Here is a 25,749-nt window from a genome sequence, read left to right on the forward strand (position 1 = left end):
GCAATTATGGGCGCATGGGGTTTCAAGATTTTCGAAAACGATGACGCAGCCGATTTCGTCGCGGAATTTGAGAACAATGGCGCCGTCGCTGTTGCGGACGCGCTCGATGTGGCTTGCAACAATCTGGACTACATCGAGACTCCGGATGGCTCGGTTGCACTGGCCGCCGCCGCAATTGTCGCCGCAGCTAACGGGAAGTCCGAGTTTTTGTCGGAACCCGCAGAAACAGCATTGCGAACTGTCTCGAACTGGCAAGCTTTGACTGGCTTGAAGGGCAAGGCAATCCAGGCAGTCGAATGCGTGAGCGGCCCTAATTCTGAACTCATGGAACTCTGGGCTGAAGCCGCTCCGCCTGATGCAGCCAACTTCAAGAACGAACTGAATCGCCTGCGTGCGGCTTTGCGTTAAGCAAGCCTTAGACGGCACCACAAGGAAGGAACCGAAAAATGGCCGAAGCTTATGTCTACGATGCCGTGCGCACGCCGCGCGGCAAGGGCAAGAAAGACGGATCGCTGCATGAAGTGCCGGCGGTGCGGCTTGCCGCCAAGACGCTGGAAGCGCTGCGCGACCGCAATGGGCTCGACACCGGCGCTGTCGACGACATCATCTTCGGCTGCGTCGATCCGGTCGGCGAGGCGGGTTCGGTCATTCCTCGCGCCGCCGCCTTCGAGGCCGGCTACGACACCAAGGCGCCCGGCATGCAGATCTCGCGTTTCTGCGCCTCGGGTCTCGACGCCATCAATCTCGGCGCCGCCAAGATCGCGCAGGGCGCCGACGAGATCGTCATTGCCGGCGGCGTCGAATCCATGTCGCGCGTCGGCATGGGCGCCTCGGGCGGCGCCTGGTTCATGGACCCATCTGTGGGCCTGCCCGGCTGGTTCGTGCCGCAAGGCATCTCCGCCGACCTGATCGCCACCAAATACGGCTTCTCCCGCGACGACGTCGACGCCTATGCGGTCGAGAGCCAGAAGCGCGCCGCCAAATCGTGGGCCGACGGCCGCTTCAAGAAGTCGGTCATTCCGATCAAGGACCAGAACGGGCTCACCATTCTCGATCATGACGAGCATATGCGGCCGTCGACCGACATGCAGTCGCTGGCCTCGCTCAACCCGTCCTTCATCATGCCCGGTGAAATGGGCGGCTTCGATGCCGTCGCGGTGCAGAAGCATCCGGAAGTCGAAGAGGTCAACCACGTTCACCACGCCGGCAATTCGTCGGGCATCGTCGATGGCGCGGCGGCCGTGCTGCTCGGCTCGAAGAAGGCCGGCAAGGCGATGGGCCTCAAGCCGCGCGCGCGCATCCGCACCTTCGCCAATATCGGCTCCGAGCCGGTGCTGATGCTGACCGGTCCGGTCGACGTCACCGAGAAGCTTCTGAAGCGCGCCAAGATGAAGCTGTCGGACATCGACCTGTTCGAGCTCAACGAGGCCTTCGCTTCGGTGGTGCTGCGCTACATGCAGGCTTTCGACATCGATCACGACAAGATCAACGTCAATGGCGGCGCCATTGCCATGGGCCATCCGCTCGGCGCCACCGGTGCGATGATCTTCGGCACGGTGCTGGACGAACTCGAACGCCGCGATCTCAACACCGCGCTGGTGACGCTCTGCATCGGCGCCGGCATGGGCACCGCAACGATCATCGAACGCGTCTGACGGGGAGAAAAATCATGAGCTACACCAATTTCACCCTCGACACCGACGCCGACGGCATTGCGCTGGTCACCTGGAACACGCCCGGTCGCTCGATGAACGTGTTCACCGAAGAGGTGATGAACGAACTCGACAAGATCATCGACCAGGTGGTGGCCGACGCCGGCATCAAGGGTGCGGTGATCACCTCGGGCAAGGACAGCTTCTCCGGTGGCGCCGATCTCACCATGCTGCAGAAGATGCTGGCGGTCTTTGCCAAGGAGAAAGGCAAGGACCCGGAGAAGGCGGCAAAGCTGCTGTTCGACAATGCCGGCCGCATGGGCGGCCTGTGGCGCAAGCTCGAAACATCGGGCAAGCCCTGGGTGTCGGCGATCAACGGCACCTGCATGGGCGGCGCCTTTGAATTGTCGCTGGCCTGCCATGGGCGCGTCGCCGCTGACTCCGACAAGGTCAAGATGGCCTTGCCTGAAGTCAAGGTCGGCATCTTCCCCGGCGCTGGCGGCACCCAGCGTGTGCCGCGGCTGACCGATCAGCAGCAGGCGCTGCAGATGCTGACCTCGGGCCAGAACCTGTCGCCGCAGAAGGCGAAGGCCATGGGCCTTATCCACGAGATTGCTGAACCAGCCAAGCTGATCGAGGCCGCCAAGGCGATGATCAAAAATGGTCTGAAAGCTGTCCAGCCCTGGGACGAGAAGGGCTTCAAGCTGCCCGGTGGCCAGATCTATACGCCCGCCGGCTTCAATCTGTGGCCGCCGGCAATCGCCATTCTGCGTCGCGAGACCTATGGCAACTATCCGGCCGCTGCGGCGATCCTGAAATGCGTCTATGAAGGCCTGCTGGTGCCGTTCGATACCGGCCTTAGGATCGAGCAGCGCTATTTCACCGAGATCATGCAGACCAAGGAAGCGGCGGCAATGATCCGCTCGCTGTTCGTGTCGCTGCAGGAACTGAACAAGGGCGCCCGCCGCCCGGCCGGCGTACCGGAAACCAAGTTCAAGAAGATCGGCATTCTCGGCGCCGGCTTCATGGGCGCCGGCATCGCCTATGTCACAGCCAAGGCCGGTATCCCGGTGGTTCTGCTTGACCGCGATATCGAGTCCGCCGCCAAGGGCAAGGCGCATTCCGACAGCCTGGTCTCGGATCAGGTCAAGAAGGGCCGCGCCAAGCCCGAGGAGCGGGACAAGCTCCTGTCGCTGATCACGCCGACGGCAGACTATGCCGATCTTGCCGGCTGCGACCTCGTCGTCGAGGCTGTGTTCGAGGACTCCGCCGTGAAGAAGGCCGCCACCGAACAGGCGGAAGCCGCGCTGAAGTCGTCGGCGATCTTCGCGTCGAACACCTCGACCATTCCGATCACCTCGCTGGCCAAGAATTCGACGCGGCCGAAGAACTTCATCGGCATCCACTTCTTCTCGCCGGTCGACAAGATGATGCTGGTCGAGATCATCTTGGGCAAGAAGACAGGGGACAAGGCGCTGGCGACCGCGATCGACTTCGTCCGCGCCATCAAGAAGACGCCGATCGTCGTCAACGACACGCGCGGCTTCTACGTCAACCGCTGCGTGCTGCGCTACATGTCGGAAGCCTACAAGATGCTGATCGAGGGCGTGCCCGCGCCGATGATCGAGAATGCGGCCAAGGCTGCCGGCATGCCGGTTGGCCCCTTGGCGCTGACCGACGAGACGGCGATCGACCTCGCCCAGAAGATCATGAAGCAGACCATCAGGGATCTCGGCGACAAGGCCGTCGATCCCAAACAGATGGCGCTGATCAACACCATGGTCGACGACCACGGCCGCTTCGGCCGCAAGAACGGCAAGGGCTTCTATGACTATCCGGCCAAACCGGCCAAGAAGAAGCTGTGGCCGGGGTTGAAGGACCTCTATCCGCAGCTCGCGGCCGAGAAGGTCGACTATGAGGAACTGCAGCGGCGGTTGCTGGTCACCATTGCGCTGGAGGCGGCACGCGTCATGGAAGAAGGCATCGTCACCGATCCGCGCGAGGCCGATGTCGGCTCGATCCTGGCATTCGGCTTCGCGCCCTACACTGGTGGCGCGCTGTCCTACATCGACGGCATCGGCGCCAAGCGCTTCGTCAAGATCGCCAAGGATCTGCAGAAGAAATACGGGGCCGAGTTCAAGGCGCCCAAGCTGCTCGTCGACATGGCCGAGAAGGGCGAAACCTTCTACCAGCGCTTCGACCCCTATGCGAGAGGCGACGTGAAGCAGGCCGCTTGACGCGGAGCTATGTACGTCTGGGCGCGTATGGCGCGCATGCTGGCCACGGCGCGAAGCCGTGGCCCCTATATGATGGGCGGTGAAAGCCGCCTGGCCTTTCGCTGCCTGCCGACCGACATCGACTTCAACATCCATCTCAACAATGCGCGCTACATGATGTTGGCCGACCTCGGCCGCATCGACCTGTTTGTCCGCGCCGGGCTGATCACGCTGGCGCGCAAGAACGGCTGGGCGCCGATGATGGGCGGGCTGCAGGCGGTCTATGCGCGCGAGATCAGGCTGTGGCGCCGCTTCGAAGTGGTGTCCTCGATCGAAACCTGGGAAGGCAGCCAGGTCATCGGCAAGCACCGCTTCGTCCTCGACAATGGCGAGTCGGCTGCCTTGATCCTGACGACGGCTGGCGTCTACGACCGCAAGGCGCGGCGCTTTCTCGACATCGATGAGGTGGTCATGGCCCTTGGCCGCTCGGCAAACCCGAGACCGCCGACGCAGGCGGAACGGCTTTTCATGGCTTCGCACCAGGGTTTGCGTAGCCTCGCCAAGGCAGCTGATTGATCCCGGGAATCGGATTTGCGCGACCGGCGGAAACGTGCGCCAGGGGAGCGCGGCCGGTGGACAAACCGACATTCGCGGACTAGAAGGAAAAGGCATTTTTTCCTGTCTCGAAGGAGAGCGTGACATGCTCTCGCACGACCGCGTCTGGGCCGCCATCGATGCTCTTGCCGAGCGTTATTCGCTTTCGGCGTCAGGTCTGGCAAGGCGCGCGGGGCTCGATTCGACCGCATTCAACAAATCGAAACGCCTGTCGTCGGACGGGCGGCCGCGCTGGCCTTCGACCGAATCACTGGCCAAGATCATCGAGGCCACGGGTGCGTCGCTCGACGAATTCACCGGCCTGATCGAAGGCCGCATGGACGCCGCCCCTGCCCACAGACGATCCGTGCCACTGCTTGGCTTTGCCCAGGCCGGCGCCGGCGGCTTCTTCGACGATGCCGGCTTTCCGGCGGGGCAGGGCTGGGATCTGGTCGAAATGCCGGCGCAATCGACCGAAAGCTCCTATGCGCTGCAGGTGCAAGGCGATTCCATGCTGCCGCTCTACCGCAATGGCGACGTCCTGATCGTCGAGCCGGGCGCGGTCACCCGCAAGGGCGATCGCGTCGTCGTCAAGACCACATCAGGCGAGGTGATGGCCAAGGTGCTAGAGCGCCAGACCGTCAAGTCGATCGCGCTGGTCTCGCTCAATCCCGATCATCCCGACCGCGACATTGCCATGCGCGATGTCGAATGGGTGGCGCGGATTGTCTGGGCAAGCCAGTAGATGAGGCTTCTTCATCTTGTCCTGGCGGTTGTGATGGTCCCGGTGATGGCGGCTTTGGTCGTCGCCGGCGGCCGCGCGCTGAAAGGAAGCGAAAACACTGTTGCTGTGGATCAGATCGATCCCGGCGCGGACACGATCTCACAGGCAGGCGCCGATGCCGGGCCTGACGAGCCGGCCACGTCAGCCATTCCCGCGCCGGCCGCTGCGCAGCCAAAGCCGGCGGTGCATTCGCGGGCGATCGATCCGGGTGTTGTGGCGCCGCCGGAACTGCCCGCAGGCGAACTCGAGCGGGTCGATCCGCGTGAGCCATTGAGCAAGCTGGCGCTCGCCATGCCGCCCAAGCCGAAGATGCCTGACGACTGGAATGGTACAAAGCTGTTCCAGCCAGTCGCGACGGCTGCCGGCTTGATCGAGGCGAAAGGCTATTCGGTCGCGGTTTCCGGCATCGATGTCGTCGGGCAGGACGAGAGCTGCACCTCGAACGGCAAATCCTGGCCGTGCGGCATTCGTGCGCGCACGGCATTCCGCGCCTTCCTGCGCGGCCGCGCGGTGGTCTGCACGGTGCCGCCCGAAGGCGGGCGCGACCGGATCGCGGCGGAATGCCGGATCGGCAAGCAGGATGTCGGCCAATGGCTGGTCGACAACGGCTGGGCGCGTGCCGCCAAGGGTGGGCCCTATGTCGAGGCCGGCGAAAAGGCACAAAGCGCCAAGAAGGGCATTTTCGGATCGGCGCCGAATCTGGCCGGCATCTCGGCGGTGCCGGCAGCGCCCGCCCCGGCGCCTCAGGCACCAGGCTCGATCCTGGAAGAGGGCTCAATCCTGAAAGAGGAGGGCGGCGCCCTCAAACCAGCTGACCAGCCAGCGCCTGCTGAATGAGTGCGCGGGTCTCGGCGACGCCGTAGAGCGCGGCGAACGAGCCGAAGCGCGGTCCGCGCTCCTGGCCGATGAGCACCTGGTAGATCATCTGGAAGAAGGCGCCCGACACGCCCGGACCGCCTTCCGGGCTCTGCTTGGAATGATCCTGATAGCGTTCGATCTTGCGCGCCACGTTGAGCGAAGCGTTCTGGATCGCCTCGCCGCCGGCGTCCACCGGCAATTCGCCGAGCGCCTTGTCGAGGGCCTGCAGCGCCTCACGCTCGACCGCGTCGGCCGGGCGGAAGGTTTTCGTCGGTCGCACGAAATCGTCGAAATAGCGGATCGCATGGCCGACCAGCTGGTCGAGCTCTGGATGGGTCTTTGGCGTCACATCCTTGGTGTGGCGCGAGATGAAGCCCCACAGCACATCCTTGTTCTGTGCGTTGGAGGCACTGACCAGGTTGAGCAGCAGAGAGAACGGCACCGGCATGTCGATGGCGGGCGGATTGCCGTCATGCATATGCCAGACCGGATTGCCCAGCCGCTCCTTCCAGTCCTGCCTGGGGTAGGCTGCGAGGAAGGTGTAATATTCGTCCACCGCCCTCGGGATGACGTCGAAATAGAGCTTCTTGGCCTGCCGTGGCCGCTGGTACATGTAGAGCCCGAGGCTTTCGGTCGGCGCATAGGTCAGCCACTCGTCGATGGTCAGGCCGTTGCCCTTCGACTTCGAGATCTTCTGGCCGTTCTCATCGAGGAACAGCTCGTAGACGAAATGCTCCGGCGCGCGTCCGCCCAGAATGTTGCAGATGCGGTCATAGACCACGGCGTTGGTCTGGTGGTCCTTGCCGAACATCTCGAAATCGACGCCAAGCGCCGCCCAGCGCATGCCGAAGTCGGGCTTCCACTGCAGCTTCACGCGGCCGCCGGTGATCGAAAGCGTGGTCTCGGTGCCTTCGTCGTCGAAGGTGATGGTGCCGGCCTTGGCGTCGACATGCTTCATCGGCACGTAAAGCACGCGGCCGCTCTTCGGGGAAATCGGCAGGAACGGGCTGTAGGTCGCCTGCCGCTCCGGCCCGAGCGTCGGCAGCATCACCGCCATGATCTGGTCGTAGCGTTCGGCGGCGCGCAGCAGCATGGCGTCGAAACGGCCTGACTTGTAGTACTGCGTCGCGCTGGCGAATTCGTAGTCGAAGCCGAACGTGTCGAGGAAGCGGCAGAGCATCGCATTGTTATGGTCGGCGAAGCTCGCATAGTCGCCGCCGAACGGATTGGGAACCGATGACAGCGGCTTGTGCAGATGCGGCTCGAGCGCGGCGCGATCCGGCACGCTGTCGGGGATCTTGCGCATGCCGTCCATGTCGTCGGAAAAGCATAAGAGCTTGGTCGCGACCTTGTCTTGTGTCAGCACGCGGAAGGCATGGCGCACCATCGAGGTGCGCGCCACTTCGCCGAACGTACCGATATGCGGCAGGCCCGACGGACCATAACCGGTCTCGAACAGGATCGTTTCGGGAAAGTCGGCGCCCTTGTAGCGCTCGATGATCTTTTTGGCTTCCTCGAACGGCCACGCCTTGCTCTCGGTCGCGGCCGCCAGCAGTTCGGGGTTGAGATCGATGATGTTTGATCCCGCCATGTCAACGTTTTCCAATTATGCGCCGGCCAAATTCGCCTGATATGGCCGCAGTGTCGATTTTCAACCGGTCTCTAGGCGTGCGTGGCCGGAGCGTCAACGAGGGGGGCGCTTTTTCCTTGCGGCGCAGACGGCGTCTACCTACGTTCGAGGCCCGTTCAAGGAGTAGAGAATGCCGTCGCCGACCCCGCATGAAGCCCTGATCTACCTGATGGTCATCACCTCGGCCTCCGACCGTGACATGACCGATGTCGAACTGGCGCGGATCGGCGACGTTGTCCGTTCATGGCCGGTGTTCGAGGATTTCAAGCAGGACCGGCTGGTTCCCGTCGCCCAGGCTTGTCAGAAGCTGTTGCATGAAAAGGATGGCCTGGAGGGTGTGCTGGCGCAGGTCGCCGAAGCCCTGCCGGAGCGCCTGCGCGACACCGCCTATGCCGCTGCCTTCGAAGTGGCCGCCGTCGACCTCGAAATGCGCCTGGAAGAAGTTCGGGTGCTGCAGCTGATCCGGCGTGAGCTCGATCTCGACACGCTGACCGTCGCCGCCATCGGCCGCGCGGCCAAAGCGCGGCTGCGCACGCTGACCTGAGTCCCTGCGGGCGGGGCCCTAGAAAAAGCTGACCGGAACCAGATCAGAAGAAACTGACCGGGAAATAGCGCAGGTAGAATTCCGCGAAGGTGCCTTTCATCGAAATCTCCTGCAGCGCGTAATCGATCGCGGCGGCCAGCGTGGGATTGTCCGCCCTTGTGGCGATGGCCATGCCCGTGCCCAGATATTCGGGCGCCAGGTAGGGACCGCCGGCAAAGCGGCAGCAGCCGCCCGCATCCGAGCCGCCCAACCAGAAGGCGAAGCGCATGCCGTCACCGAAGGCGGCGTCGATCTTGCCCGCCTTGAGATCGCTGTAGAGGGCTTCCGGTCCGTCGAAGGAGACGATCTGGACCGTGTTGAAATAGTCGCGCAGCATGCGCTCATGCGCCGAGCCGGCGAGCACGCCGACGCGCTTGCTGCGTAGCTTGTCGAAAATCGGTTCTGCAAACGCCTTGCTCTTCGGCATGATGAAACGCGCCGGAAACTGCAGATAGGAGCGCGAAAAGGCGTATGTCTGGCGCGATTGCGGCGTCGCGGCGATGCCGGCGATGATGGCTTCGCCTTCACCTTTCTCGAGTGCCCCTTCGAGCTCGCCCCAGGGCAATGCCTGGATCTGGCATTTGTCGACGATGCCGAGTTCGGCGCAGATGGCGCGCGCCAGGTCGATGTGGAAACCGGACAGCTTTCCCGCGCCGTCGAGGAAATTGAAGGGCGGAAAATCCGTGGTCGTCAGGAAGCGCAGGCGTGGCAGCGCCGAAAGATCGGGCTTCGGCAACCGTTCCTTGGCGTCCCACAACACCGGCACCTGCGGCTCCGCGGCGCGCCCGCCAGCCAATGGCAGCGCCGCGATCAGCAGCGACGCCAGCACCAGGGACCTCCATTGGAACGCCAAGATAGAACTCCGCCGCACTCGTATTCGCACAGGTTTTGGTACGAAAATGGTACAGGCACAATGGTTTTTGATTTCAACGCGCCGATTTCAGGGTATGCTTTAGCGCGTTTGCAAACAGCGGTGGCCACTCTGGTTGGGGGATCAGGGTCGAGAACCACAACCGGAAATGAGCGCGTTACAATCCGCGGTCGGTGGCAAAGTGCAGACAATGCATGGACCATTGATCTCAATGCATAAGGCAACATGGGGTTGATGTTGCGATGGGTCAGTTCGATCGCACGCTGGAATACATAGACCAACTGCAGCACGCCGGAACGGCGGCGGCGGTTTGCGACAAGCTGTTGGGCATAACGTCGGATTACGGTCTGACCGCGCTGATGGCCGGAACCGTTCCCCAGCCGGGCACGCCGACCGGGCAGCAAAAGCAGCATGTGCTGTTGTGCGACTGGCCTGTCGAATGGCTGGAGCGCTACGTGGCGCGCAACTATGTCGATCACGACCCCGTGGTCAGCCACATGAAGCAGCTGCAGGCGCCGTTCCAGTGGCGCGAAGCCGCTCAGGGCATTCGCATCGACAAGAGCAGCGGCGAAGTGATGGGCGACGCCGGCGCGTTCAAGCTGCGCGACGGGCTAGCCTTTCCGCTGATCACGCTCGATGGCCAGATCGTCATGGTGTCGCTGGGTGGCGAGGCCGTGGAACTGTCGGCCGCCGAGTTCGGCCTGGTGTCGCTGGTCTCGACCTATGCAGTCGGCCGCGCTATGCAACTCCACACGATGGCGACCAAGACCATCGACCATATCGAATTGACGCCGCGCGAACGCGAATGCCTGCAATGGGCCGCCGTCGGCAAGTCGGAATGGGAGATTTCTCAAATCCTCGGCATCTCCGAGCACACGTCGGAGAAACATCTTCTTAACGCCAAAAGCAAACTCGGTGCCGTCAACCGGGTCCAGGCTGTCGCCGAAGCGATAAGGCGCGGCTACATTAGTTAGGTCGGCCGTGCCGACCTAGAACTTCTTGCCTACGTGATCACGCAATTTTCTCAAGAAAGCACGGCCGTATCTTCCTCTTAAACCCAGGAGACGACGGAATGCTTTTTTGTCTTACAACTCAAGAATTGATGGAACGTCCCGACCTTTGGGAGGCCGTCCATCGTCTGCGCTACCAGATATTTGTCGAGGAGATGGGGTGGGAGGACCTGCGGCGCCCGGACGGATATGAAGTCGATCAGTTCGACCATGACGAGGCCGTGCATCAGATCGTCATCAGAGGCAACGAAGTCGCGGGCTATCAAAGGATGTTGCCGACCACGCGGCCCCATCTTTTGACCGAGGTTTTGACCGACCTTTCCGAAGGGACGCCGCCATCAGGCCCAAACATCTGGGAATTGACCCGCTATGCGGTGGCTGCCGGTTTTCGCGACGGCCGTCGCGGCGTTTCGACCGTCGGTACCGAATTGATCGCCGGCTTCGTCGAGTGGGGGCTGAAGCGCGGCGTCGACAAGGTGATCATCGAGTTCGAACCGATGTGGGTGTTGCGCGCCTTGCAGCTGCATTTCCTGGCGACGCCGCTGGGCTATCAGCGCACCTACGGCAACCAGCAGGTCGTGGCGACGCTGCTCTCCTTCAACGAGCACACGCTGGACGTGGTGCGGTCGCGCCGCAATCATCATGCTCCCGTTCTGGCCAGGGGATATCCCGACATGTTCGGTCAAAGGAGGGCGTCATGAGATCGCCGATGGGCGCGCACCCGCAACCCGAACTGCGCAACCACACGCTGATCGTTACCGTGTCGTCGAATGACGGCCGCCCGGTGCTCGACAGAAGGGCCTATGAAAGCCTGGCCAGGACCTTCCATGAGGCCGCCGACAATGACGAGGTGCGTGTCGTCGTTCTGCGTGGCCTGGCGGGCTGCTTCTGCCTTGGCGGCGACTTTTCCGAATTCCTCGACGCCACCAAGCATCAGAAGCTGATCGCCGCCGTCACCGACATGTTCCGCACGCTGGCGACGTTCCCCAAGCCCATCCTGGCCTGCGTCGATGGCGATGCCGTCGGCGTCGGCTGCACCATCCTGTTCCACTGCGACATGGTGATCGCTTCCAACAAAAGCACGTTCCGGGTGCCGTTCGTCGATTTCGGCCTTGTGCCGGACGCGGCGACCAGCATCCTGGCACCGCAGAAGCTCGGCTATGCCGGCGCCTTCCGCTTCTTCTGCCTCGGCGACACGCTTCGCGCCGAGGACGCCAGGGCGCTCGGCCTCGTCGCCGAGATCGTGCATGAAGGCGTCGAGGAGGCGACGCTCGGCCGGGCCAGGCAGCTCGTCAAGAAGCCCGTCGCCGCCCTGCTGCAGACCCGCGGCCTGCTCAAGGGCAACACCGGCGCGCTGTGCGACCGCATCGACCAGGAGATATCGCTGTTCCAGCAGGCGCTGCAGGACGACACCACGCTGCGCCGCCTGCAGCGCATTGCCAGGCTGGCGGCTTGAGTAACTAGGAAGATACCGCGCCGCGCAGCCCCATGGCCGCGCGGCGCGGAAGCATCAACCTTCCTTGCCGAGGAATGACGGCCCTTCGCCGATGATCTTCTTGTCTTCCTTGCCGACGATATCGAGATCGCGCCCGTCATAGGGCAGCGACAACAGGATGCGACGCATCACCGCCAGTCGCGACCGGCGCTTGTCATTGGCCCGCACGATGATCCATGGCGCGAACTCCTTGTGGGTGCGCTCGAACATGGTGTCGCGCACCTCTGTGTAATCGTCCCATTTGGTGATGCCGGCGACATCGATCGGCGAGAACTTCCAGCTCTTCAGCGGGCTGTAGCGGCGATCGTGAAAGCGCTCGAGCTGTGTTTCCTGGCCGATGTTCAGCCAGAATTTGAAGAAGTGGATGTCGTCGTTGACGATCATCCGTTCGAAATGCGGCGTCTCGTCGAGAAACTTCTCATGCTGTTCGGGCGTGCAGAAACCCATCACCGGTTCGACGCCGGCGCGGTTATACCAGGAACGGTCGAAGGTGACGAACTCGCCCGACGTCGGGAACTGGTCGACATAGCGCTGATAGTACCATTGTCCCTGTTCGGTGGGGGTCGGCTTGGTCAGCGCCACGTTGCGTGCGGTGCGCGGGTTGAGATACTGGCGCAGCACGAAGATCGTACCACCCTTGCCTGCGGCATCGCGGCCTTCGAACAGCGCCATCACCCGCTTGCCGGTCGCCTGCAGCCATGCCTGCGCCTTGACCAGCTCGATCTGCAATTTCTCGAGCGTCTCGTCATACTCCTCGCTCTTCATCTTCTTGTCGTAGGGATAGCCGCCCGCGGTCAGCTTGTTGTCCTCGACCCAGTCCGGAAGCTCGGGATTCTCGATATCGAACTCCCGTTCCTTGCCGTCGATCCTGATCTTCAGCGGACCTGAAGTCGGCGCGGCAGACTTTTCCTTGGTTTTTTTCATCGAGACGAACCCTTTTCAGCTTGCGGACTCATGCTATTGGGAGCCTCCGGAGCGGTCCAGCGGAAGTTTCCGTTGCCGTGGCGGCGGATGCGAAGGCATGGGACGCGAGCGCGCAAGCGAATGACCGACCTGGACGCAGAACAGAATGGCATGGCGCAAGCCTTGGCCAACCGGCTTTGGAACAGCCGCTGGCTGCTTGCGGCCGGGGTCGTCGCGGTTCTGATCGCTTTTGCCTTCGCGGGTATTTCCGCCTACGTGCTGGTGCCGGCGCTGCTCCTGTTGCTTGCAGCGGCAATGCTGCCGGCCACGGGCTTGCGCCAGTCCACCGAGGGTGCTGCCGCGATCGAGGCGATCGGCCTGCAGCGCCTGTCGGGCGAATATCTGGCGGCGGCTGTTGCCGACCCGCTCATCATCTTCGACCATGCCGCCACCATCGTCCACGCCAACGCCGCCGCCTTTGCCGCCTTTGGCGGGATAGCGCCGGGCCTGTCGCTGCCGCTGAAATTCCGGGCGCCGGAAATGCAGACCCTGCTCGACAGCGTGCTGTCCGGCATGATCGCCTCGGATGTCGTCGACTATACCGAGAAGCTGCCGGTCGAACGGGCTTACCGGGTCAGCGCGTCCTCGGTCGGGCACGACACCGACCTCTATGTGCTGGTGTTCAAGGACCAGAGCGAGACGCGGCGCATCGACCGCATGCGCGCCGACTTCATCGCCAATGCCAGCCATGAATTGCGCACCCCGCTCGCCTCGATCGCCGGTTTCATCGAAACACTGCGCGGACCGGCCCGCAACGATCCGGCGGCGCGCGAGCAATTCCTGCAGATCATGCAGAACCAGACCGGCCGCATGGCGCGCCTGATCGACGATCTGCTGTCGCTGTCTCGGCTCGAGATGAAGCCCTATCTGAAGCCCGGGACAGAGGTCGATCTGCGCCAGACCGTCGACAGCGTCATCGACTCGCTGGCCCCGCTTGCCCGCGAAAACAGCGTCGCCATCGAGCGCGATTTCGCCAAGGGGCCTGTCAATGTGCCGGGCGATCGCGACGAGCTGTTCCAGGTTTTCGAGAACCTTCTGGAAAACGCCTGCAAATACGGCCAGTCCGGCGGCCGCGTCCTGGTGTCGATCGCGCACGCCGATGACGGTTCCGAACCCGGCATCGACGTGACCATCAGGGATTTCGGCCCCGGCATTCCCGAGGAGCATATTCCGCGCATCACCGAGCGCTTCTATCGCATCGACGTCGAAACCAGCCGGACCCAGAAAGGCACCGGCCTTGGCCTGTCGATCGTCAAGCACATCCTGACGCGTCACAATGCCAGGCTGACGATCAAGTCGGAGGTCGGCAAGGGCGCCGCCTTCTCGGTTCATTTGCCGACGCACTGATATCGCCCTAGTTTTTCACGGGACCGTTTCTTTTTTCTGTCATCCGGCTAGCGTATCAGCGGGGATTCGAGGAAACGACTCAAGATCAAGAACCCGTGGGAAGGCATTCATCCATGCAGTCCGTGCACATCATGAGCGCCTATGACGAGGAGCTGAAGTATCTGTCCAAGCGCATCGCCGCGATGGGCGGTCATGCCGAGCGCATGGTCGAGCAGGCGGTCGCGGCTCTCGTCAATGCCGATCCGGGACTGGCCCAGAAGGTCATCCGCGACGACGCCGTGCTCGACGAAGGGCAGCGCGAGATCGACGACAAGGCGATCATCATCATTGCCAAGCGCCAGCCGATGGCAACGGATCTGCGCGAGATCGTCGGCGCCATCCGTATTTCCGCCGACCTCGAACGGGTCGGCGACCTCGGCAAGAACGTCGCCAAGCGGGTGGTCGCCGTCACCGACGGCCGCCAGCCGATCAGCCTGTTCCGCGGCCTGGAGGCTCTGGCCAATCTGGCGCTGACCCAGCTCAAGGAAGTGCTCGACGTCTACGCGTCGCGCTCGGTCGACAAGATCGGCTTCGTGCGCGACCGCGACGACCAGATCGATGCCATGTACACGTCGCTGTTTCGCGAATTGCTGACCTACATGATGGAAGATCCGCGCAACATCACGCCGTGCACTCACCTTCTGTTCTGCGCCAAGAACATCGAGCGCATCGGCGATCATGCCACCAACATCGCCGAGACCATCTATTACATCGTCACCGGCGACCAGATGCCGGCCGACCGGCCGAAAGGCGACAAGACGGACAAAATCAGCGTGTCGGCGACGCTGACGGCGAAATGAACGTTCCTCTCGAACGCCAGATCATATTGCGCTAAACTATCCAGGCGTTAAGCTTCTCAGGCCTTGATAAAGGCCCTGCTTTCCGGAGGCTGCGATGGAATATGTCCGAGAGTTCAAGCCCGCGGCGCCGACATCAGGCATCATTGCCTCCAGTGTCTATACGGCCGGCAAGCGTATCGCCGACATTCCGATCGAGGAAGCCGGCGAATGGGCCAAGAAATCGGGACATGTCGTCTGGATCGGGCTGCTCGAACCCGACCGCGAGCTTCTGCTGCGCGTCCAGGCGCAGTTCCATCTGCATGAACTGGCGATCGAGGACGCCGAGCATCCGCACCAGCGGCCGAAGATCGAGCAATATGGCGACGCGCTGTTCATCGTCGCCCGCACCGCGCAGCTGATCGAGGGCCGCGTCACTTTCGGCGAAACACATCTGTTCGTTGGCTCGGGCTACATCGTCAGCGTCAGGCATGGCCCGTCGACCTCCTACGCCGCGGTGCGCCAGCATTGGGAAAGCTGCCCGCATTCGCTGGCCAAGGGCGAGGATTTCGTCCTCTATGCCATTCTCGACTTCATCGTCGACAATTACATGCCCGTGCTCGAACAGATCGAGGACGAGGTCGAGGCGATCGAGGACAAGGTCCTTTTGAAGCCGATGACCGGTCCCGACATCGAGCGGCTCTATATGCTGCGCCGCGATCTCCTGCGCCTACGCAATGCGGCACTTCCGCTGGTGGAGGTCTGCCGCCGGCTGACCAGCGCCGACCTGCCGCAGATCCACACCGCCATGCATCCGCTGTTTCGTGATGTGACCGACCACATCCGCACCGTCCAGGAAAAGATCGACAGTTTGCGCGAAGTGCTGGCATTCGCCTTCGAGGCCAGCCTGCTGGTCGGTCAGAGCCAGGAAACGGCAATCTCGAAGAAACTCGCCTCCTGGGCGGCCATCCTGGCGGTGCCGACAGCATTTGCCGGCATCTATGGCATGAACTTCACCGACATGCCCGAACTGAAGATGGAGTATGGCTACCCGATTGTGCTGACCGCGATCGCGCTGATCTGCTCGTTTCTCTACTGGCGATTCCGCAAGAATGGATGGCTGTGAGGGAAGGCAGTAGGGCAGTAGGGCAAAGACAAGGCGCTCATCAGCGCAGCTCAAAACATATTGCCCTACTGCCTTACTGCCCTATTCCCCATCAGCGATTGCGCCTCCGCTCCGCTGCCGGCTGGAAAGCCACACGGGCGTGATATTTGCAATACGGACCGGTTTCGGCGGCCTCGTTGCCGCAGAAATTGAAGTCCTCTGACAGCGGATCGCCGTTCGGCCATTTGCAGGTGCGCTCGGTCAATTCGACGAGCTGCAGATGCCGTGAGATCGGTACCACGACATTTTCGACCGGACGGATGTAATGATGGCGTGCAACTGGCTCGGCATCAAACTGGGTCTGCAGGGCCGTTGCGCCGATCGAAGTCGTGACGTGGCGTGCCGTGCTTGCGGCGCGCGCCACCGATTTCTGAACGGTCGATCCCTGTGCCGTCTTCTTCTGGCGTGCCGGCGTCGCCGTTGCGCGCCCACGGCCCGACAGCTTCAGCCGGTGCACCTTGCCGATGACGGCATTGCGGCTCACCCCTCCAAGCTGGGCAGCAATCTGGCTTGCGCTCAGACCCTCCGACCACAGTTTCCTGAGAAGTTCAACCCGCTCGTCAGTCCAGTTCATGAGACCGCGCTCCTGCTAAGCGTGCGCAATCGGAATCCCTTCCCGACCCAGCAACCTTGCTGGGGCAGACACCACATATATCTGGTGATTAGGTCCGCCGCACGAAATCTAGTTATTTCTCGACTACAATTACCTTATGCGCTGACTCGGTGACAAGAGTCCGAAGTGCAACACGAATCGGTTTTTTCGGTTTTCCCCAACTTGCCCGGTCGCTCATGAGCCGGCGTCAAGTTAGGGGGCTTATCGCGCGCCACTACGTGACGTTTTCGTTGACTTCATGGCCGAAAAACACGATAAGCCGCACAAGGCCGCCGCTTTGGCGGCTTTTTTGATTTTCCGGTACCGGAGACGCATATAATGAGCGGTTCGGCGCTTTACGAGACCTTTGCTCGCGCTCCCCTGGCTTTCGACCACGGGGAAGGCACCTGGCTGGTTACCGACAAGGGCGAGCGATATCTCGATTTCGCCGGCGGCATCGCGGTCAATTCGCTCGGCCACAGCCATCCGCATCTGGTCGCAGCTCTCACCGAGCAGGCGGGAAAACTCTGGCACGTCTCCAATCTCTACGAGATTCCGGGGCAGAGCCGGCTTGGCGAGCGTCTGGCCGACGCCACCTTCGCCGACAAGGTGTTCTTCACCAATTCCGGCGCCGAGGCGCTGGAATGCGCGATCAAGACGGCGCGGCGCTACCACTTCGTCAAAGGTCATCCCGAGCGCTTCCGCGTCATCACCTTCGAAGGCGCCTTCCATGGCCGCACGCTGGCGACCATCGCGGCCGGCGGCCAGTACAAGTACCTCGAAGGCTTCGGACCCAAGGTCGAAGGCTTCGACCAGGTCGGCTTCGACGACATCGATTCCGCCGAAAAGGCGATCACGCCGGAAACCGCCGCGATCCTGATCGAGCCGGTGCAGGGCGAGGGCGGCATCCGCCCGGTGCCGACGCAGTCCCTGAAGCGGCTGCGCCAGCTCTGCGACCAGCACGGCCTGCTGTTGATCTTCGACGAGGTCCAGTGCGGCATCGGCCGCACCGGCAAGCTGTTCGCGCATGAGTGGACGGGCGTGACGCCCGACATCATGGCGATTGCCAAGGGCATTGGCGGCGGCTTCCCGATGGGCGCCTGCCTGGCCACCGACGAGGCCGTGGTCGGCATGACGTCGGGCGTGCACGGCACCACCTTTGGCGGCAACCCGCTGGCGATGGCGGTCGGCAACGCCGTGCTGGATGTGGTGCTGGAAGACGGCTTCCTCGAAGACGTCCAGCGCAAGGCGCTGCTGATGAAGCAGGGCTTGGCGGCGGTCGCCGACGAGTTTCCCGATGTCATCGAAGGCATCAGGGGTACCGGCCTGATGCTTGGCCTCAAATGCGCCATGCCCAACACCAAGGTGAACATGGCGCTGCGCGACCAGCATTTGCTGACGGTTCCGGCCGGCGACAACGTCATTCGCCTTTTACCGCCGCTCACCGTCACCGACGCCGAGATCCACGAAGCGCTCAACCGCATCCGCGCTGGTGCCAAAGGCCTGGCGGACGCCATCGCCGCGGCCGCCGCGAAGTAATTCCGGAATATTGCTGATGTCAGTTCGCCATTTCACCGACCTCTCCACCGTTTCCGAGGGCGACCTGCGCTTCATGCTGGACGACGCGGTGGTGCGAAAGGCACGCCTCAAAGCCGGCGAGCGGACCAAGCCGCTCGAAGGCAAGGTGCTGGCGATGATCTTCGACAAGCCGTCGACGCGCACGCGCGTCTCCTTCGACGTCGGCATGCGCCAGCTTGGCGGCGAGACCATCATGCTGACCGGCACCGAAATGCAGCTCGGCCGCTCCGAAACCATCGCCGACACCGCCAAGGTGCTGTCACGCTATGTCGATGCCATCATGATCCGCACCACCTCGCATGAGCGGCTGCTGGAGCTGACCGAGAATGCCACCGTTCCGGTGATCAACGGACTGACGGATGACACCCATCCTTGCCAGCTGATGGCCGACATCATGACCTTCGAGGAGCATCGCGGTCCGGTGGCCGGCAAGACCATCGCCTGGACCGGCGACGGCAACAATGTGCTGCATTCGCTGCTCGAGGCCTCGGCGCGGTTCCGTTTCAACCTCAACGTCGCCGTGCCCGAAGGCAGCGAGCCGGCGCAGAAGCATATCGACTGGTCCAAGGCGAATGGCGGCAAGCTGCATTTCACCCGCTCGCCCGAGGAAGCCGTCGACCAGGCCGACTGCATCGTCACCGATTGCTGGGTGTCGATGGGCCAGGAGCATCGCGCCCGCGGCCACAACGTGTTTTCGCCCTACCAGGTCAATGCCAAGCTGATGGCGCATGCCAAGCCTGATGCGCTGTTCATGCACTGCCTGCCGGCGCATCGCGGTGAGGAAGTGACGGACGAAGTCATCGACGGCCCGCATTCGGTGGTCTTCGACGAGGCCGAGAACCGGCTCCACGCCCAGAAGGCGGTGCTTGCCTGGTGTCTTGGTGCTTGAGATGTCTTGGGGCTTGAGATGTCTTGGTACTTGAGATGTCTGGGCGCTTGAAGTGTCTGGGCGCTTGATCTGCGGGGGCGCGATGCCTATCTGCGCCGCATCACGCAAATCAAGCGCGTTTGGACGCATGTGCCTCTCCGGGTCGCATGGCCGCGCCCTGGAGCTTTGTCATGTTGGAAACGCATCAAGTGACTGAACATCACCCCAAACTCGGCGAGTTCGGCTATGCCGGCGACGATCATGTCGTGCCGTTCGAGGTCGGCCCGCTCGACGTGCGCGGTCGCACCGTGCAGCTCGGGCCGATGCTCGACGCCATCCTCAGCCGCCACGACTATCCCGAGCCGGTTGCCCGCCTGCTGGCGGAAGCCTGCGTGCTGACGGTGCTGCTCGGCACCTCGCTCAAATTCGAGGGCAAGTTCATCCTACAGACCCGCACCGACGGGCCGGTCGACATGCTGGTGGCGGATTTCTCCACGCCCTCGGCATTGCGCGCTTATGCGCGCTTTGACGCCGACCGGCTGGAGGCTTTGGTCGCGGCGGGCGAAACGTCCCAGCAGACACTGCTCGGCAGCGGCGTGCTGGCGCTGACCATCGACCAGGGCGCCCATACGCAACGCTATCAGGGCATCGTCCAGCTCGACGGCGAAACGCTGGAGGACGCGGCGCGCACCTATTTCCGCCAGTCGGAACAGATCCCGACCGATATCCGGCTCTCGGTTGCCAAGCTGTTGACGCCGGGTCCTGGCGGCGCGCGCGAACAGTGGCGCGCCGGTGGCATCCTGGCGCAGTTCCTGCCACAGTCGCCTGAGCGCATGCGCATTCCGGACCTGCCCGGCGGCGATGGCGATCCGCGCGAGGAGATCCACGATCCGGCCGACAATTCTTGGCAGGAGTTGCTGGCGTTGCTCGGCACCATCGAGCCGACCGAACTGATCGATCCGACGATCGGCGCCGAACGGCTGCTCTATCGCCTGTTCCATGAGCATGGCGTGCGCGTCTTCGGTGGCGTTCCTGTCGCCGACCAGTGCTCATGCTCGCGCGACAAGATCCGCGGTATCCTCGAGGGTTTTTCCGCGCAGGAGATCAAGGACAGCACCGAGGATGGCGGCATCCATGTCGCCTGCGAATTCTGCTCGACGCAGTACGACTTCGACCCGGCGGAATTCGCGGCGCAATGACAAAGCTTCCTTCTCCCCGTTCACGGGGAGAAGGTGCCCGAAGGGCGGATGAGGGGCAGCACGAACTTTCCGCGATTACTGCCCGTTCAGTTCACCGTCCGCCTCGTCCCCGGCAGGTCCAGCGAAAACGCCGGGATGGCGATATCAAAAGTCTCGCCCCGCTTGTTGCGCATCGTGTAGCGCCCGACCATGATCCCTGACGGGGTCGAGAGCGGACAGCCGGACGTGTATTGATAGCTGTCGCCAGGATTGAGTTCGGGCTGGTCGCCGACGACGCCGGGGCCGCGCACTTCCTCGACCCGGCCGGCACCGTCGGTGATGTGCCAATAACGCGACAGAAGCTGCACGAATTCGTCCGACTGGTTGTCGATCGTTATCTGATAGCCCCAGACATAGCGGTTCTCGGAAGGATCAGAGCGGTCCTCGAGGTAGAACGGCCTGACTTGCACTTCGATGTTGCGCGTGACGGCGCGGTACATAAGCGGCTCCAAAACAATCCGATACCTTTCGGCGCTCCCGGCGAGCAGGTCAACGTGCGCGTCTTGTCGCGCCTGACTTTGAAACGCAGGTGCCGGCAAAGAATGTCATTTAAGTGACACACGACAATGGTGGTGTGCACGCACCGGGCGACTCGGCGCTCTGTCGAACTGTTGAAAACGGCCACGTTGCGGGCCGTCTCTTCTGGAGTGACCAGATCTCGATGGAACTCACTCTCATAGCCGCCTCGCTTTCGACTGCTCTTATCCTGTCAAACGCTGCCAGCATCCTGCTCGCCGCTTCACAGCTGAAACGGCGCACCACGATCGCACGGCCAGCCGGCAAATCGCCGCCGGTGTCGATTATCGTACCGTCGCGCGGTGTCGAGCCGTTCACGCAGGAGACGCTGGAGCGCGCCTTCTCGCTCGACTGGCCGCGCTACGAGTTGATCTTCTGTGTCGCCCATGCCGACGATCCGGTGGTCAGGCTGATCCGTGCCGCCATCGGCCGCTTTCCAAAAGTGCCCGCCCGGCTGTTGATCGGTGACGACCGCGTCAGTTCCAATCCCAAGCTCAACAATTGCGTCAAGGGCTGGGAAGCCGCGCGGCACAACTGGGTCGTCCTGGCCGACTCCAACGTGCTGATGCCGAGGGACTACATCCAGCATCTGATGGCGGCGTGGCGGACGGATACCGGCCTTGTCTGCTCGACGCCGATCGGTTCGCGGCCGGATGGCTTCTGGGCCGAGGTCGAATGCGCCTTCCTCAACACGCTGCAGGCCCGCTGGCAGTATGCCGGCGAGGCGCTTGGCCTCGGCTTTGCCCAGGGCAAGAGCATGCTGTGGAACAAGCCGATGCTGGATGCCAATGGCGGCATCCGCGCTCTGGCCGCCGAAATCGCCGAGGACGCCGCCGCGACCAAGCTGGTGAACAGCCTTGGCCTGCGCGTCAATCTCGTCGCGGCACCCTTCGAGCAGCCGCTCGGCCGGCGCAGGCTTGGCGAGATCTGGTCGCGCCAGGCCCGCTGGGCGCGTCTGCGCCGCGTCACCTTCCCGTTGTTCTTCGCGCCCGAAATCCTGACCGGCGCGGTGGTGCCGCTGCTGCTTGCACTGGTTGCGGCGGCAAGTGCCGGCTTCAGCCTGCCGCTTACGGCCATCGCCGTGCTGGCGGCCTTCTACCTTCCGGAATGCGCCCTGGCCTGGTCCAAGGGCTGGCACCTGTCGCCGCGAACAGTCGCGGCGATGATTGCGCGGGACTTGATGCTTCCAGCGATGTGGGCACGCGGCTGGCTCGGCGGCGCCGTCGACTGGCGCGGCAACGCCATGATCATCGGTACCAAGGCCGCCGAACTGGAAGAGACGCCGTCGCGCGCCTGATCCCGCCGAGGCTCGCTATTTCGTGGCCTTCAGCGCCTGGGCAATGTCTTCCAGAAGATCGTCGGTATCCTCCAGACCGACCGACAGCCTGAGCGTGCCAGGTCCGATGCCGAGTTCGGCGCGGGCCTCGTCGCTCAAATTCTTATGCGTCGTCGTTGCCGGATGGGTGATCAGGCTCTTGGCATCGCCGAGATTGTTCGAGATCAGCACGATGTCGAGCGCGTTCTGCAGGGCGAAGGCCGCCTGCTTGCCGCCCTTGACGTCGAGGCAGATCAGCGTCGAGCCGCCCGACATCTGCTTCTTGACGATATCGGCCTGCGGGTGGTCGGCGCGGCCGGGATAGATGATGCGGGCGATCTGCGGCTGTTCGGCGAGGAAGTCGGCGATCTTGCCGGCGCTTTCCGTCTGCTGGCGCACGCGCAGCGGCAGCGTCTCCAGGCCCTTCAGCAGCGTCCAGGCATTGAACGGCGACAGGCTGGGGCCGGTGTGGCGGAAATAGTCGTGCAAATTCTCGTCGATCCACTTCTTGTCCGACAGGATGACGCCGCCGAGACAACGGCCCTGGCCGTCGATGTGTTTGGTCGCCGAATAGACGACGATGTGGGCACCGAGCTGCAGCGGCTTCTGCTGCAGCGGCGTGGCGAAGACATTGTCGACGACAAGCCGTGCGCCGATCGAGTTGGCAAGCGAAGCGACGGCGGCGATATCGACCACTTCCAGCGTCGGGTTGGTCGGGCTTTCCAGGAAGAACAGCTTGGTGTTCGGCCTCACCGCCTTTTCCCAGTTGGCGATGTCGGTGCCGTCGACCAGCGTCGCCTCGATGCCGTAGCGGGGCGCCAGCGTCTCGACCACCCAGCGGCAGGAGCCGAACAGCGCGCGCGCCGCCACGATATGATCGCCGGCCTTGACGCTGCACAGCATGGCCGCCGTCACCGCGGCCATGCCGGATGCCGTGGCGCGCGCGTCCTCGGCGCCTTCGAGCGCGCACATGCGCTTTTCGAACATGTCGACGGTCGGGTTGGCGTAGCGCGAATAGATGAAGCCCGGCTCCTCGCCCTTGAAACGGGCTTCGGCAGCCTGCGCCGTTTCATAGACATAGCCCTGGGTCAGGTACATCGCCTCGGAGGTCTCGCCGAATTGGGAACGCAGGGTTCCGCCGTGCACGAGGGCTGTCTGAGGCTTCCAGTTGCGCTTCTTGCTGCTCATTGCTTTTGTTTCCAGACACAAAAAAACCGGCCGCGAAAGTCGCAACCGGTCCATACGGCCTTGCGGCCAACGGTCCTTTAGCGACTTGTTTAACGTGGCTGCAAGCCGACCGGCCAAATCACCACGGGATAACGACCCTTTAGACCCGCGCCGCGCTTGCGTCAATTGCCGGCTTCATTAAGAGGTTTGTACCAGCGGCCTAGGAGTAACGCCCTTGCGGCAAACAGGCATTCTTCCCGATCAGGACATTTCGGCGCTGTTCCAGTCCGGTGCGCTGAAGTCGGCGCGCGCGCTCGATACCGACCAGATCCAGCCGGCCAGCCTCGATCTCAGGCTCGGCGACAAGGCCTGGCGGGTGCGCGCCTCCTTCCTGCCCGGCCCCAACCACAAGGTTTCGGAAAAGCTCGACCGGCTGAAGCTGCACGAGATCAACCTGGCCGAAGGCGCGGTGCTGGAAACCGGCTGCGTCTACATCGTGCCGCTTCTCGAAAGCCTGGCATTGCCGGCCGAGATTTCGGCCTCCGCCAATCCGAAGAGCTCGACCGGACGGCTCGACATCTTCACCCGTGTCATGACCGACCGCGGCCACGAGTTCGACAAGATCGCCGCCGGCTACAACGGTCCGCTCTACCTGGAAGTCAGCCCGCGCACCTTCCCGATCGTCGTGCGCACCGGCTCGCGCCTGTCGCAGATCCGCTTCCGCACCGGCAATGCGCTGCTCTCGGAAGCCGAACTGCATGAACTGCACCGCGCCGAAATGCTGGTCGCCACCGAGCCGCCGAATATTTCCGGCGGCGGCATCGCGCTGTCGATCGACCTCAATGGCGACAGCGATGGTCTGGTCGGCTATCGCGGCAAGCATCACACCGGGCTCGTCGATGTCGACAAGCGCGCGGCCCAGGAGGTCGTCGATTTCTGGGAGCCGATCCACAAGAGCGGCGCTGGCGAACTGGTGCTCGATCCCGATGAATTCTACATCCTCGTCAGCCAGGAAGCGGTGCATGTGCCGCCGCTCTATGCCGCCGAGATGACGCCCTTCGACCCGTTGGTCGGCGAATTCCGCGTCCACTATGCCGGCTTCTTCGATCCGGGTTTCGGCCATTCGGCGTCCGGCGGCACCGGCAGCCGGGCGGTGCTCGAAGTGCGCAGCCACGAAGTGCCGTTCATCCTCGACCATGGCCAGATCGTCGGCCGGTTGGTCTACGAGCATATGCTGAAGCGGCCGCAGGCGCTCTACGGCACCGATCTCGGCTCCAACTACCAGGCCCAGGGCCTGAAGCTCTCCAAGCATTTTCGCGCCGCGCGCTGAGCCCCGATTACCGCCAGGCAAAATACTTGCCTGGGCTGGCGCATCATGCTTGGCTGGCTTGTCGGTCGCCGGGATGCGGCGCTCAAGGGGAACAAGAAAATGCAGATTTCAAGATGGATCCTGTCGGCGGCAGGCGCTGCCATGTTGGCGGTTGCCGCCGGCTCTCTGTCGGCGCAAGCTGCCGAGAAATTGAAAATCGGCACCGAGGGCGCCTATCCGCCGTTCAACACCATCACCTCTGACGGCAAGGTCGTCGGCTTCGATATCGACATCGCGAATGCGCTGTGCGCGCAGATGAAGGTCGAGTGCGAAATCGTCACCCAGGACTGGGATGGCATCATCCCCGCCCTGCAAGCCAAGAAGTTCGACGCCATCATCGCCTCGATGAGCATCACCGAAGAGCGCAAGAAGCAGGTCGCCTTCACCAACAAATACTACACCACGCCGCTCGCTTTGGTGGCGCCGAAGGACAGCGATCTGACCTCGACCGACCCGGCGGCGCTCGCCGGCAAGACGGTCGGCGCCCAGGCTTCGACCACTCAAGCCGACTATGCCCAGAACACCTATGGCAAGGCGGGCGCCGAGGCGAAGCTCTACCCAACCCAGGAAGAGGCGATCACCGACCTGACCAACGGCCGGCTTGATGCCGTGATCTCGGACAAATTCGTGCTGGTGGACTGGCTGAAGAAGGCAAGCGAGGGCTGCTGCAAGCTGGTCGGCGACGTCAAGGGCACCGAGACGCAGGCCGGCATCGCCGTGCGCCTGGAAGACACAGAACTTCGCGACAAGCTCAATGCGGCCATCGACGCGATCGTCGCCGACGGCACCTACAAGAAGATCCAGGCCAAGTATTTCGACTTCGATATTTATTGAGACGTTGAAGCTGCCGGTCGCGTCTTCCCTTCTCCCACAAGGGTGTTTGGACCGGAGACATCGCGAACAGGTGTGCGAGGACATCGCGAACAGTTTTGCATTCTATCGAGCCAGGGTATTGAGGTCGATGGTTTCTATTTTCTGATGTCTGAACCATGCGTCGAATAGGCCGTCCGTTGCGGTCGGCCTGAAGGCGACGGACTTTCCCGCGAAGGCCCTGCACAAGCGCATTGAGCGTCCAAGAATGGAGACGAAGCCGTGCTGCTGAACGCGGCGGATGAGATCGTCC

Annotated in this window: 25 protein-coding genes, 1 pseudogene and 1 riboswitch; of the genes and pseudogenes, 19 read left to right on the top strand and 7 right to left on the bottom strand. The window is 63.0% G+C overall.

Translation table 11 applies throughout. The features are described from left to right. Positions 1-6 precede the first annotated feature (6 nt). The 6 genes from AC1D05_RS13425 to AC1D05_RS13450 all read left to right on the top strand — a co-directional run bounded on the left by AC1D05_RS13425 (position 7) and on the right by AC1D05_RS13450 (position 6,083). Positions 7-408 carry a DUF4259 domain-containing protein gene (locus AC1D05_RS13425; RefSeq protein ID WP_477441170.1) on the top strand — a complete coding sequence of 134 codons (402 nt, stop codon included), beginning with the start codon at positions 7-9 and terminating at the stop codon, positions 406-408. Positions 409-446: 38 nt separating this feature from the next. Then, complete coding sequence (locus tag AC1D05_RS13430) at positions 447-1,655, top strand: acetyl-CoA C-acetyltransferase (RefSeq protein WP_477441171.1); 1,209 nt, start codon at positions 447-449, stop codon at positions 1,653-1,655. Positions 1,656-1,669: 14 nt separating this feature from the next. After that, complete coding sequence (locus AC1D05_RS13435; RefSeq protein ID WP_477441172.1) at positions 1,670-3,889, top strand: 3-hydroxyacyl-CoA dehydrogenase NAD-binding domain-containing protein; 2,220 nt, start codon at positions 1,670-1,672, stop codon at positions 3,887-3,889. A gap of 9 nt (positions 3,890-3,898) precedes the next feature. Further along, the gene (locus AC1D05_RS13440; RefSeq protein WP_477441173.1) at positions 3,899-4,444 is read left to right on the top strand and encodes a thioesterase family protein; all 546 of its coding nucleotides are present in this window, start codon (positions 3,899-3,901) and stop codon (positions 4,442-4,444) included. Positions 4,445-4,568: 124 nt separating this feature from the next. Continuing rightward, positions 4,569-5,207 (top strand): S24 family peptidase, encoded by a 639-nt coding sequence (locus AC1D05_RS13445; RefSeq protein ID WP_477441174.1) that lies wholly within the window; start codon positions 4,569-4,571, stop codon positions 5,205-5,207. Continuing rightward, complete coding sequence (locus tag AC1D05_RS13450; protein WP_477441175.1) at positions 5,208-6,083, top strand: thermonuclease family protein; 876 nt, start codon at positions 5,208-5,210, stop codon at positions 6,081-6,083. Here AC1D05_RS13450 and AC1D05_RS13455 read toward each other — a convergent pair. Beyond that, positions 6,049-7,695: a lysine--tRNA ligase gene (locus AC1D05_RS13455; protein WP_477441176.1), complete on the bottom strand. Its 1,647-nt coding sequence runs from the start codon at positions 7,693-7,695 to the stop codon at positions 6,049-6,051. The two genes, AC1D05_RS13450 and AC1D05_RS13455, sit on opposite strands and share 35 nt — an antisense overlap. Positions 7,696-7,864: 169 nt before the next feature. On the opposite strand from AC1D05_RS13455, the gene AC1D05_RS13460 reads away from it, so the two are divergent. Then, positions 7,865-8,278, top strand: coding sequence for a tellurite resistance TerB family protein (locus AC1D05_RS13460; RefSeq protein ID WP_477222971.1), 414 nt, complete (start codon positions 7,865-7,867; stop codon positions 8,276-8,278). 43 nt (positions 8,279-8,321) lie between these two features. On the opposite strand, the gene AC1D05_RS13465 is transcribed toward AC1D05_RS13460, so the two are convergent. Further along, on the bottom strand, positions 8,322-9,170 hold the full coding sequence (locus AC1D05_RS13465) for a transporter substrate-binding domain-containing protein (RefSeq protein WP_477441177.1): 849 nt from the start codon (positions 9,168-9,170) through the stop codon (positions 8,322-8,324). Between the two features lie 260 nt (positions 9,171-9,430). On the opposite strand from AC1D05_RS13465, the gene AC1D05_RS13470 reads away from it, so the two are divergent. From AC1D05_RS13470 to AC1D05_RS13480, 3 genes are all read left to right on the top strand, one after another. Then, positions 9,431-10,162 (top strand): helix-turn-helix transcriptional regulator, encoded by a 732-nt coding sequence (locus AC1D05_RS13470; RefSeq protein ID WP_172234531.1) that lies wholly within the window; start codon positions 9,431-9,433, stop codon positions 10,160-10,162. A gap of 98 nt (positions 10,163-10,260) precedes the next feature. After that, entirely contained in the window at positions 10,261-10,899 is a 639-nt protein-coding gene (locus AC1D05_RS13475; protein ID WP_477441178.1) for an acyl-homoserine-lactone synthase, read from the top strand. Positions 10,900-10,907: 8 nt separating this feature from the next. Then, positions 10,908-11,654, top strand: coding sequence for an enoyl-CoA hydratase-related protein (locus AC1D05_RS13480; RefSeq protein ID WP_477441196.1), 747 nt, complete (start codon positions 10,908-10,910; stop codon positions 11,652-11,654). 54 nt (positions 11,655-11,708) lie between these two features. On the opposite strand, the gene ppk2 is transcribed toward AC1D05_RS13480, so the two are convergent. Continuing rightward, positions 11,709-12,617, bottom strand: a complete 909-nt coding sequence (gene ppk2 / locus AC1D05_RS13485; protein WP_477441179.1) for a polyphosphate kinase 2 — start codon at positions 12,615-12,617, stop codon at positions 11,709-11,711. Between the two features lie 120 nt (positions 12,618-12,737). Here ppk2 and AC1D05_RS13490 point away from each other — a divergent pair, with 120 nt between their 5' ends. The 3 genes from AC1D05_RS13490 to AC1D05_RS13500 all read left to right on the top strand — a co-directional run bounded on the left by AC1D05_RS13490 (position 12,738) and on the right by AC1D05_RS13500 (position 15,944). Then, positions 12,738-14,003: an ATP-binding protein gene (locus tag AC1D05_RS13490; protein WP_477441180.1), complete on the top strand. Its 1,266-nt coding sequence runs from the start codon at positions 12,738-12,740 to the stop codon at positions 14,001-14,003. A 113-nt stretch (positions 14,004-14,116) separates the two neighbouring features. Beyond that, the gene (phoU, locus tag AC1D05_RS13495; protein WP_477441181.1) at positions 14,117-14,842 is read left to right on the top strand and encodes a phosphate signaling complex protein PhoU; all 726 of its coding nucleotides are present in this window, start codon (positions 14,117-14,119) and stop codon (positions 14,840-14,842) included. A gap of 94 nt (positions 14,843-14,936) precedes the next feature. Next, positions 14,937-15,944 (top strand): magnesium and cobalt transport protein CorA, encoded by a 1,008-nt coding sequence (locus AC1D05_RS13500; RefSeq protein ID WP_477441182.1) that lies wholly within the window; start codon positions 14,937-14,939, stop codon positions 15,942-15,944. 91 nt (positions 15,945-16,035) lie between these two features. On the opposite strand, the gene AC1D05_RS13505 is transcribed toward AC1D05_RS13500, so the two are convergent. Further along, positions 16,036-16,557, bottom strand: a complete 522-nt coding sequence (locus AC1D05_RS13505) for a GcrA family cell cycle regulator (protein WP_027043472.1) — start codon at positions 16,555-16,557, stop codon at positions 16,036-16,038. 357 nt (positions 16,558-16,914) lie between these two features. Between AC1D05_RS13505 and AC1D05_RS13510 the strand changes: the two genes are divergently transcribed. The 3 genes from AC1D05_RS13510 (at position 16,915) to AC1D05_RS13520 (ending at position 20,220) form a co-directional block, all read left to right on the top strand. After that, complete coding sequence (locus AC1D05_RS13510; RefSeq protein ID WP_477441183.1) at positions 16,915-18,114, top strand: acetylornithine transaminase; 1,200 nt, start codon at positions 16,915-16,917, stop codon at positions 18,112-18,114. A 16-nt stretch (positions 18,115-18,130) separates the two neighbouring features. Beyond that, positions 18,131-19,042, top strand: a complete 912-nt coding sequence (gene argF / locus AC1D05_RS13515; protein ID WP_477441184.1) for an ornithine carbamoyltransferase — start codon at positions 18,131-18,133, stop codon at positions 19,040-19,042. Between the two features lie 146 nt (positions 19,043-19,188). Continuing rightward, positions 19,189-20,220 carry an Hsp33 family molecular chaperone gene (locus AC1D05_RS13520; protein ID WP_477441185.1) on the top strand — a complete coding sequence of 344 codons (1,032 nt, stop codon included), beginning with the start codon at positions 19,189-19,191 and terminating at the stop codon, positions 20,218-20,220. Between the two features lie 86 nt (positions 20,221-20,306). On the opposite strand, the gene apaG is transcribed toward AC1D05_RS13520, so the two are convergent. After that, positions 20,307-20,699, bottom strand: a complete 393-nt coding sequence (gene apaG, locus AC1D05_RS13525) for a Co2+/Mg2+ efflux protein ApaG (protein WP_027146773.1) — start codon at positions 20,697-20,699, stop codon at positions 20,307-20,309. A gap of 221 nt (positions 20,700-20,920) precedes the next feature. Between apaG and AC1D05_RS13530 the strand changes: the two genes are divergently transcribed. Beyond that, on the top strand, positions 20,921-22,072 hold the full coding sequence (locus tag AC1D05_RS13530; protein WP_477441186.1) for a ceramide glucosyltransferase: 1,152 nt from the start codon (positions 20,921-20,923) through the stop codon (positions 22,070-22,072). 15 nt (positions 22,073-22,087) lie between these two features. On the opposite strand, the gene AC1D05_RS13535 is transcribed toward AC1D05_RS13530, so the two are convergent. After that, the gene (locus AC1D05_RS13535) at positions 22,088-23,278 is read right to left on the bottom strand and encodes an O-succinylhomoserine sulfhydrylase (protein WP_477441187.1); all 1,191 of its coding nucleotides are present in this window, start codon (positions 23,276-23,278) and stop codon (positions 22,088-22,090) included. Between the two features lie 57 nt (positions 23,279-23,335). Then, positions 23,336-23,413: riboswitch (SAM riboswitch) on the bottom strand. A 79-nt stretch (positions 23,414-23,492) separates the two neighbouring features. Here AC1D05_RS13535 and AC1D05_RS13540 point away from each other — a divergent pair. After that, a complete protein-coding gene (locus AC1D05_RS13540; protein ID WP_477441188.1) occupies positions 23,493-24,587 on the top strand; it encodes a 2'-deoxycytidine 5'-triphosphate deaminase in 1,095 nt (364 codons plus the stop codon). Positions 24,588-24,686: 99 nt separating this feature from the next. Further along, on the top strand, positions 24,687-25,460 hold the full coding sequence (locus AC1D05_RS13545; RefSeq protein ID WP_477441189.1) for an ABC transporter substrate-binding protein: 774 nt from the start codon (positions 24,687-24,689) through the stop codon (positions 25,458-25,460). 102 nt (positions 25,461-25,562) lie between these two features. Here the strand turns inward: AC1D05_RS13545 and AC1D05_RS13550 are convergent. Then, positions 25,563-25,749 (bottom strand): annotated as a pseudogene (locus AC1D05_RS13550) (IS481 family transposase); the annotation flags it as partial.

This window comes from Mesorhizobium sp. P2_E9, from assembly GCF_056403815.1.

Bases quoted from the DNA above. Each gene is read 5' to 3' on its own strand.
- AC1D05_RS13480 (WP_477441196.1), top strand. From the start codon at position 10,908: ATGGGCGCGCACCCGCAACCCGAACTGCGCAACCACACGCTGATCGTT.
- AC1D05_RS13440 (WP_477441173.1), top strand. From the start codon at position 3,899: ATGTACGTCTGGGCGCGTATGGCGCGCATGCTGGCCACGGCGCGAAGC.
- AC1D05_RS13545 (WP_477441189.1), top strand. From the start codon at position 24,687: ATGCAGATTTCAAGATGGATCCTGTCGGCGGCAGGCGCTGCCATGTTG.
- AC1D05_RS13535 (WP_477441187.1), bottom strand. From the start codon at position 23,278: ATGAGCAGCAAGAAGCGCAACTGGAAGCCTCAGACAGCCCTCGTGCAC.
- AC1D05_RS13490 (WP_477441180.1), top strand. From the start codon at position 12,738: ATGACCGACCTGGACGCAGAACAGAATGGCATGGCGCAAGCCTTGGCC.
- AC1D05_RS13445 (WP_477441174.1), top strand. From the start codon at position 4,569: ATGCTCTCGCACGACCGCGTCTGGGCCGCCATCGATGCTCTTGCCGAG.
- AC1D05_RS13455 (WP_477441176.1), bottom strand. From the start codon at position 7,695: ATGGCGGGATCAAACATCATCGATCTCAACCCCGAACTGCTGGCGGCC.
- AC1D05_RS13520 (WP_477441185.1), top strand. From the start codon at position 19,189: ATGGCCGCGCCCTGGAGCTTTGTCATGTTGGAAACGCATCAAGTGACT.
- AC1D05_RS13430 (WP_477441171.1), top strand. From the start codon at position 447: ATGGCCGAAGCTTATGTCTACGATGCCGTGCGCACGCCGCGCGGCAAG.
- AC1D05_RS13530 (WP_477441186.1), top strand. From the start codon at position 20,921: ATGGAACTCACTCTCATAGCCGCCTCGCTTTCGACTGCTCTTATCCTG.
- AC1D05_RS13470 (WP_172234531.1), top strand. From the start codon at position 9,431: ATGGGTCAGTTCGATCGCACGCTGGAATACATAGACCAACTGCAGCAC.
- AC1D05_RS13435 (WP_477441172.1), top strand. From the start codon at position 1,670: ATGAGCTACACCAATTTCACCCTCGACACCGACGCCGACGGCATTGCG.
- apaG (WP_027146773.1), bottom strand. From the start codon at position 20,699: ATGTACCGCGCCGTCACGCGCAACATCGAAGTGCAAGTCAGGCCGTTC.
- ppk2 (WP_477441179.1), bottom strand. From the start codon at position 12,617: ATGAAAAAAACCAAGGAAAAGTCTGCCGCGCCGACTTCAGGTCCGCTG.
- AC1D05_RS13450 (WP_477441175.1), top strand. From the start codon at position 5,208: ATGAGGCTTCTTCATCTTGTCCTGGCGGTTGTGATGGTCCCGGTGATG.
- AC1D05_RS13500 (WP_477441182.1), top strand. From the start codon at position 14,937: ATGGAATATGTCCGAGAGTTCAAGCCCGCGGCGCCGACATCAGGCATC.
- AC1D05_RS13475 (WP_477441178.1), top strand. From the start codon at position 10,261: ATGCTTTTTTGTCTTACAACTCAAGAATTGATGGAACGTCCCGACCTT.
- AC1D05_RS13505 (WP_027043472.1), bottom strand. From the start codon at position 16,557: ATGAACTGGACTGACGAGCGGGTTGAACTTCTCAGGAAACTGTGGTCG.
- AC1D05_RS13425 (WP_477441170.1), top strand. From the start codon at position 7: ATGGGCGCATGGGGTTTCAAGATTTTCGAAAACGATGACGCAGCCGAT.
- phoU (WP_477441181.1), top strand. From the start codon at position 14,117: ATGCAGTCCGTGCACATCATGAGCGCCTATGACGAGGAGCTGAAGTAT.
- AC1D05_RS13510 (WP_477441183.1), top strand. From the start codon at position 16,915: ATGAGCGGTTCGGCGCTTTACGAGACCTTTGCTCGCGCTCCCCTGGCT.
- AC1D05_RS13460 (WP_477222971.1), top strand. From the start codon at position 7,865: ATGCCGTCGCCGACCCCGCATGAAGCCCTGATCTACCTGATGGTCATC.
- argF (WP_477441184.1), top strand. From the start codon at position 18,131: ATGTCAGTTCGCCATTTCACCGACCTCTCCACCGTTTCCGAGGGCGAC.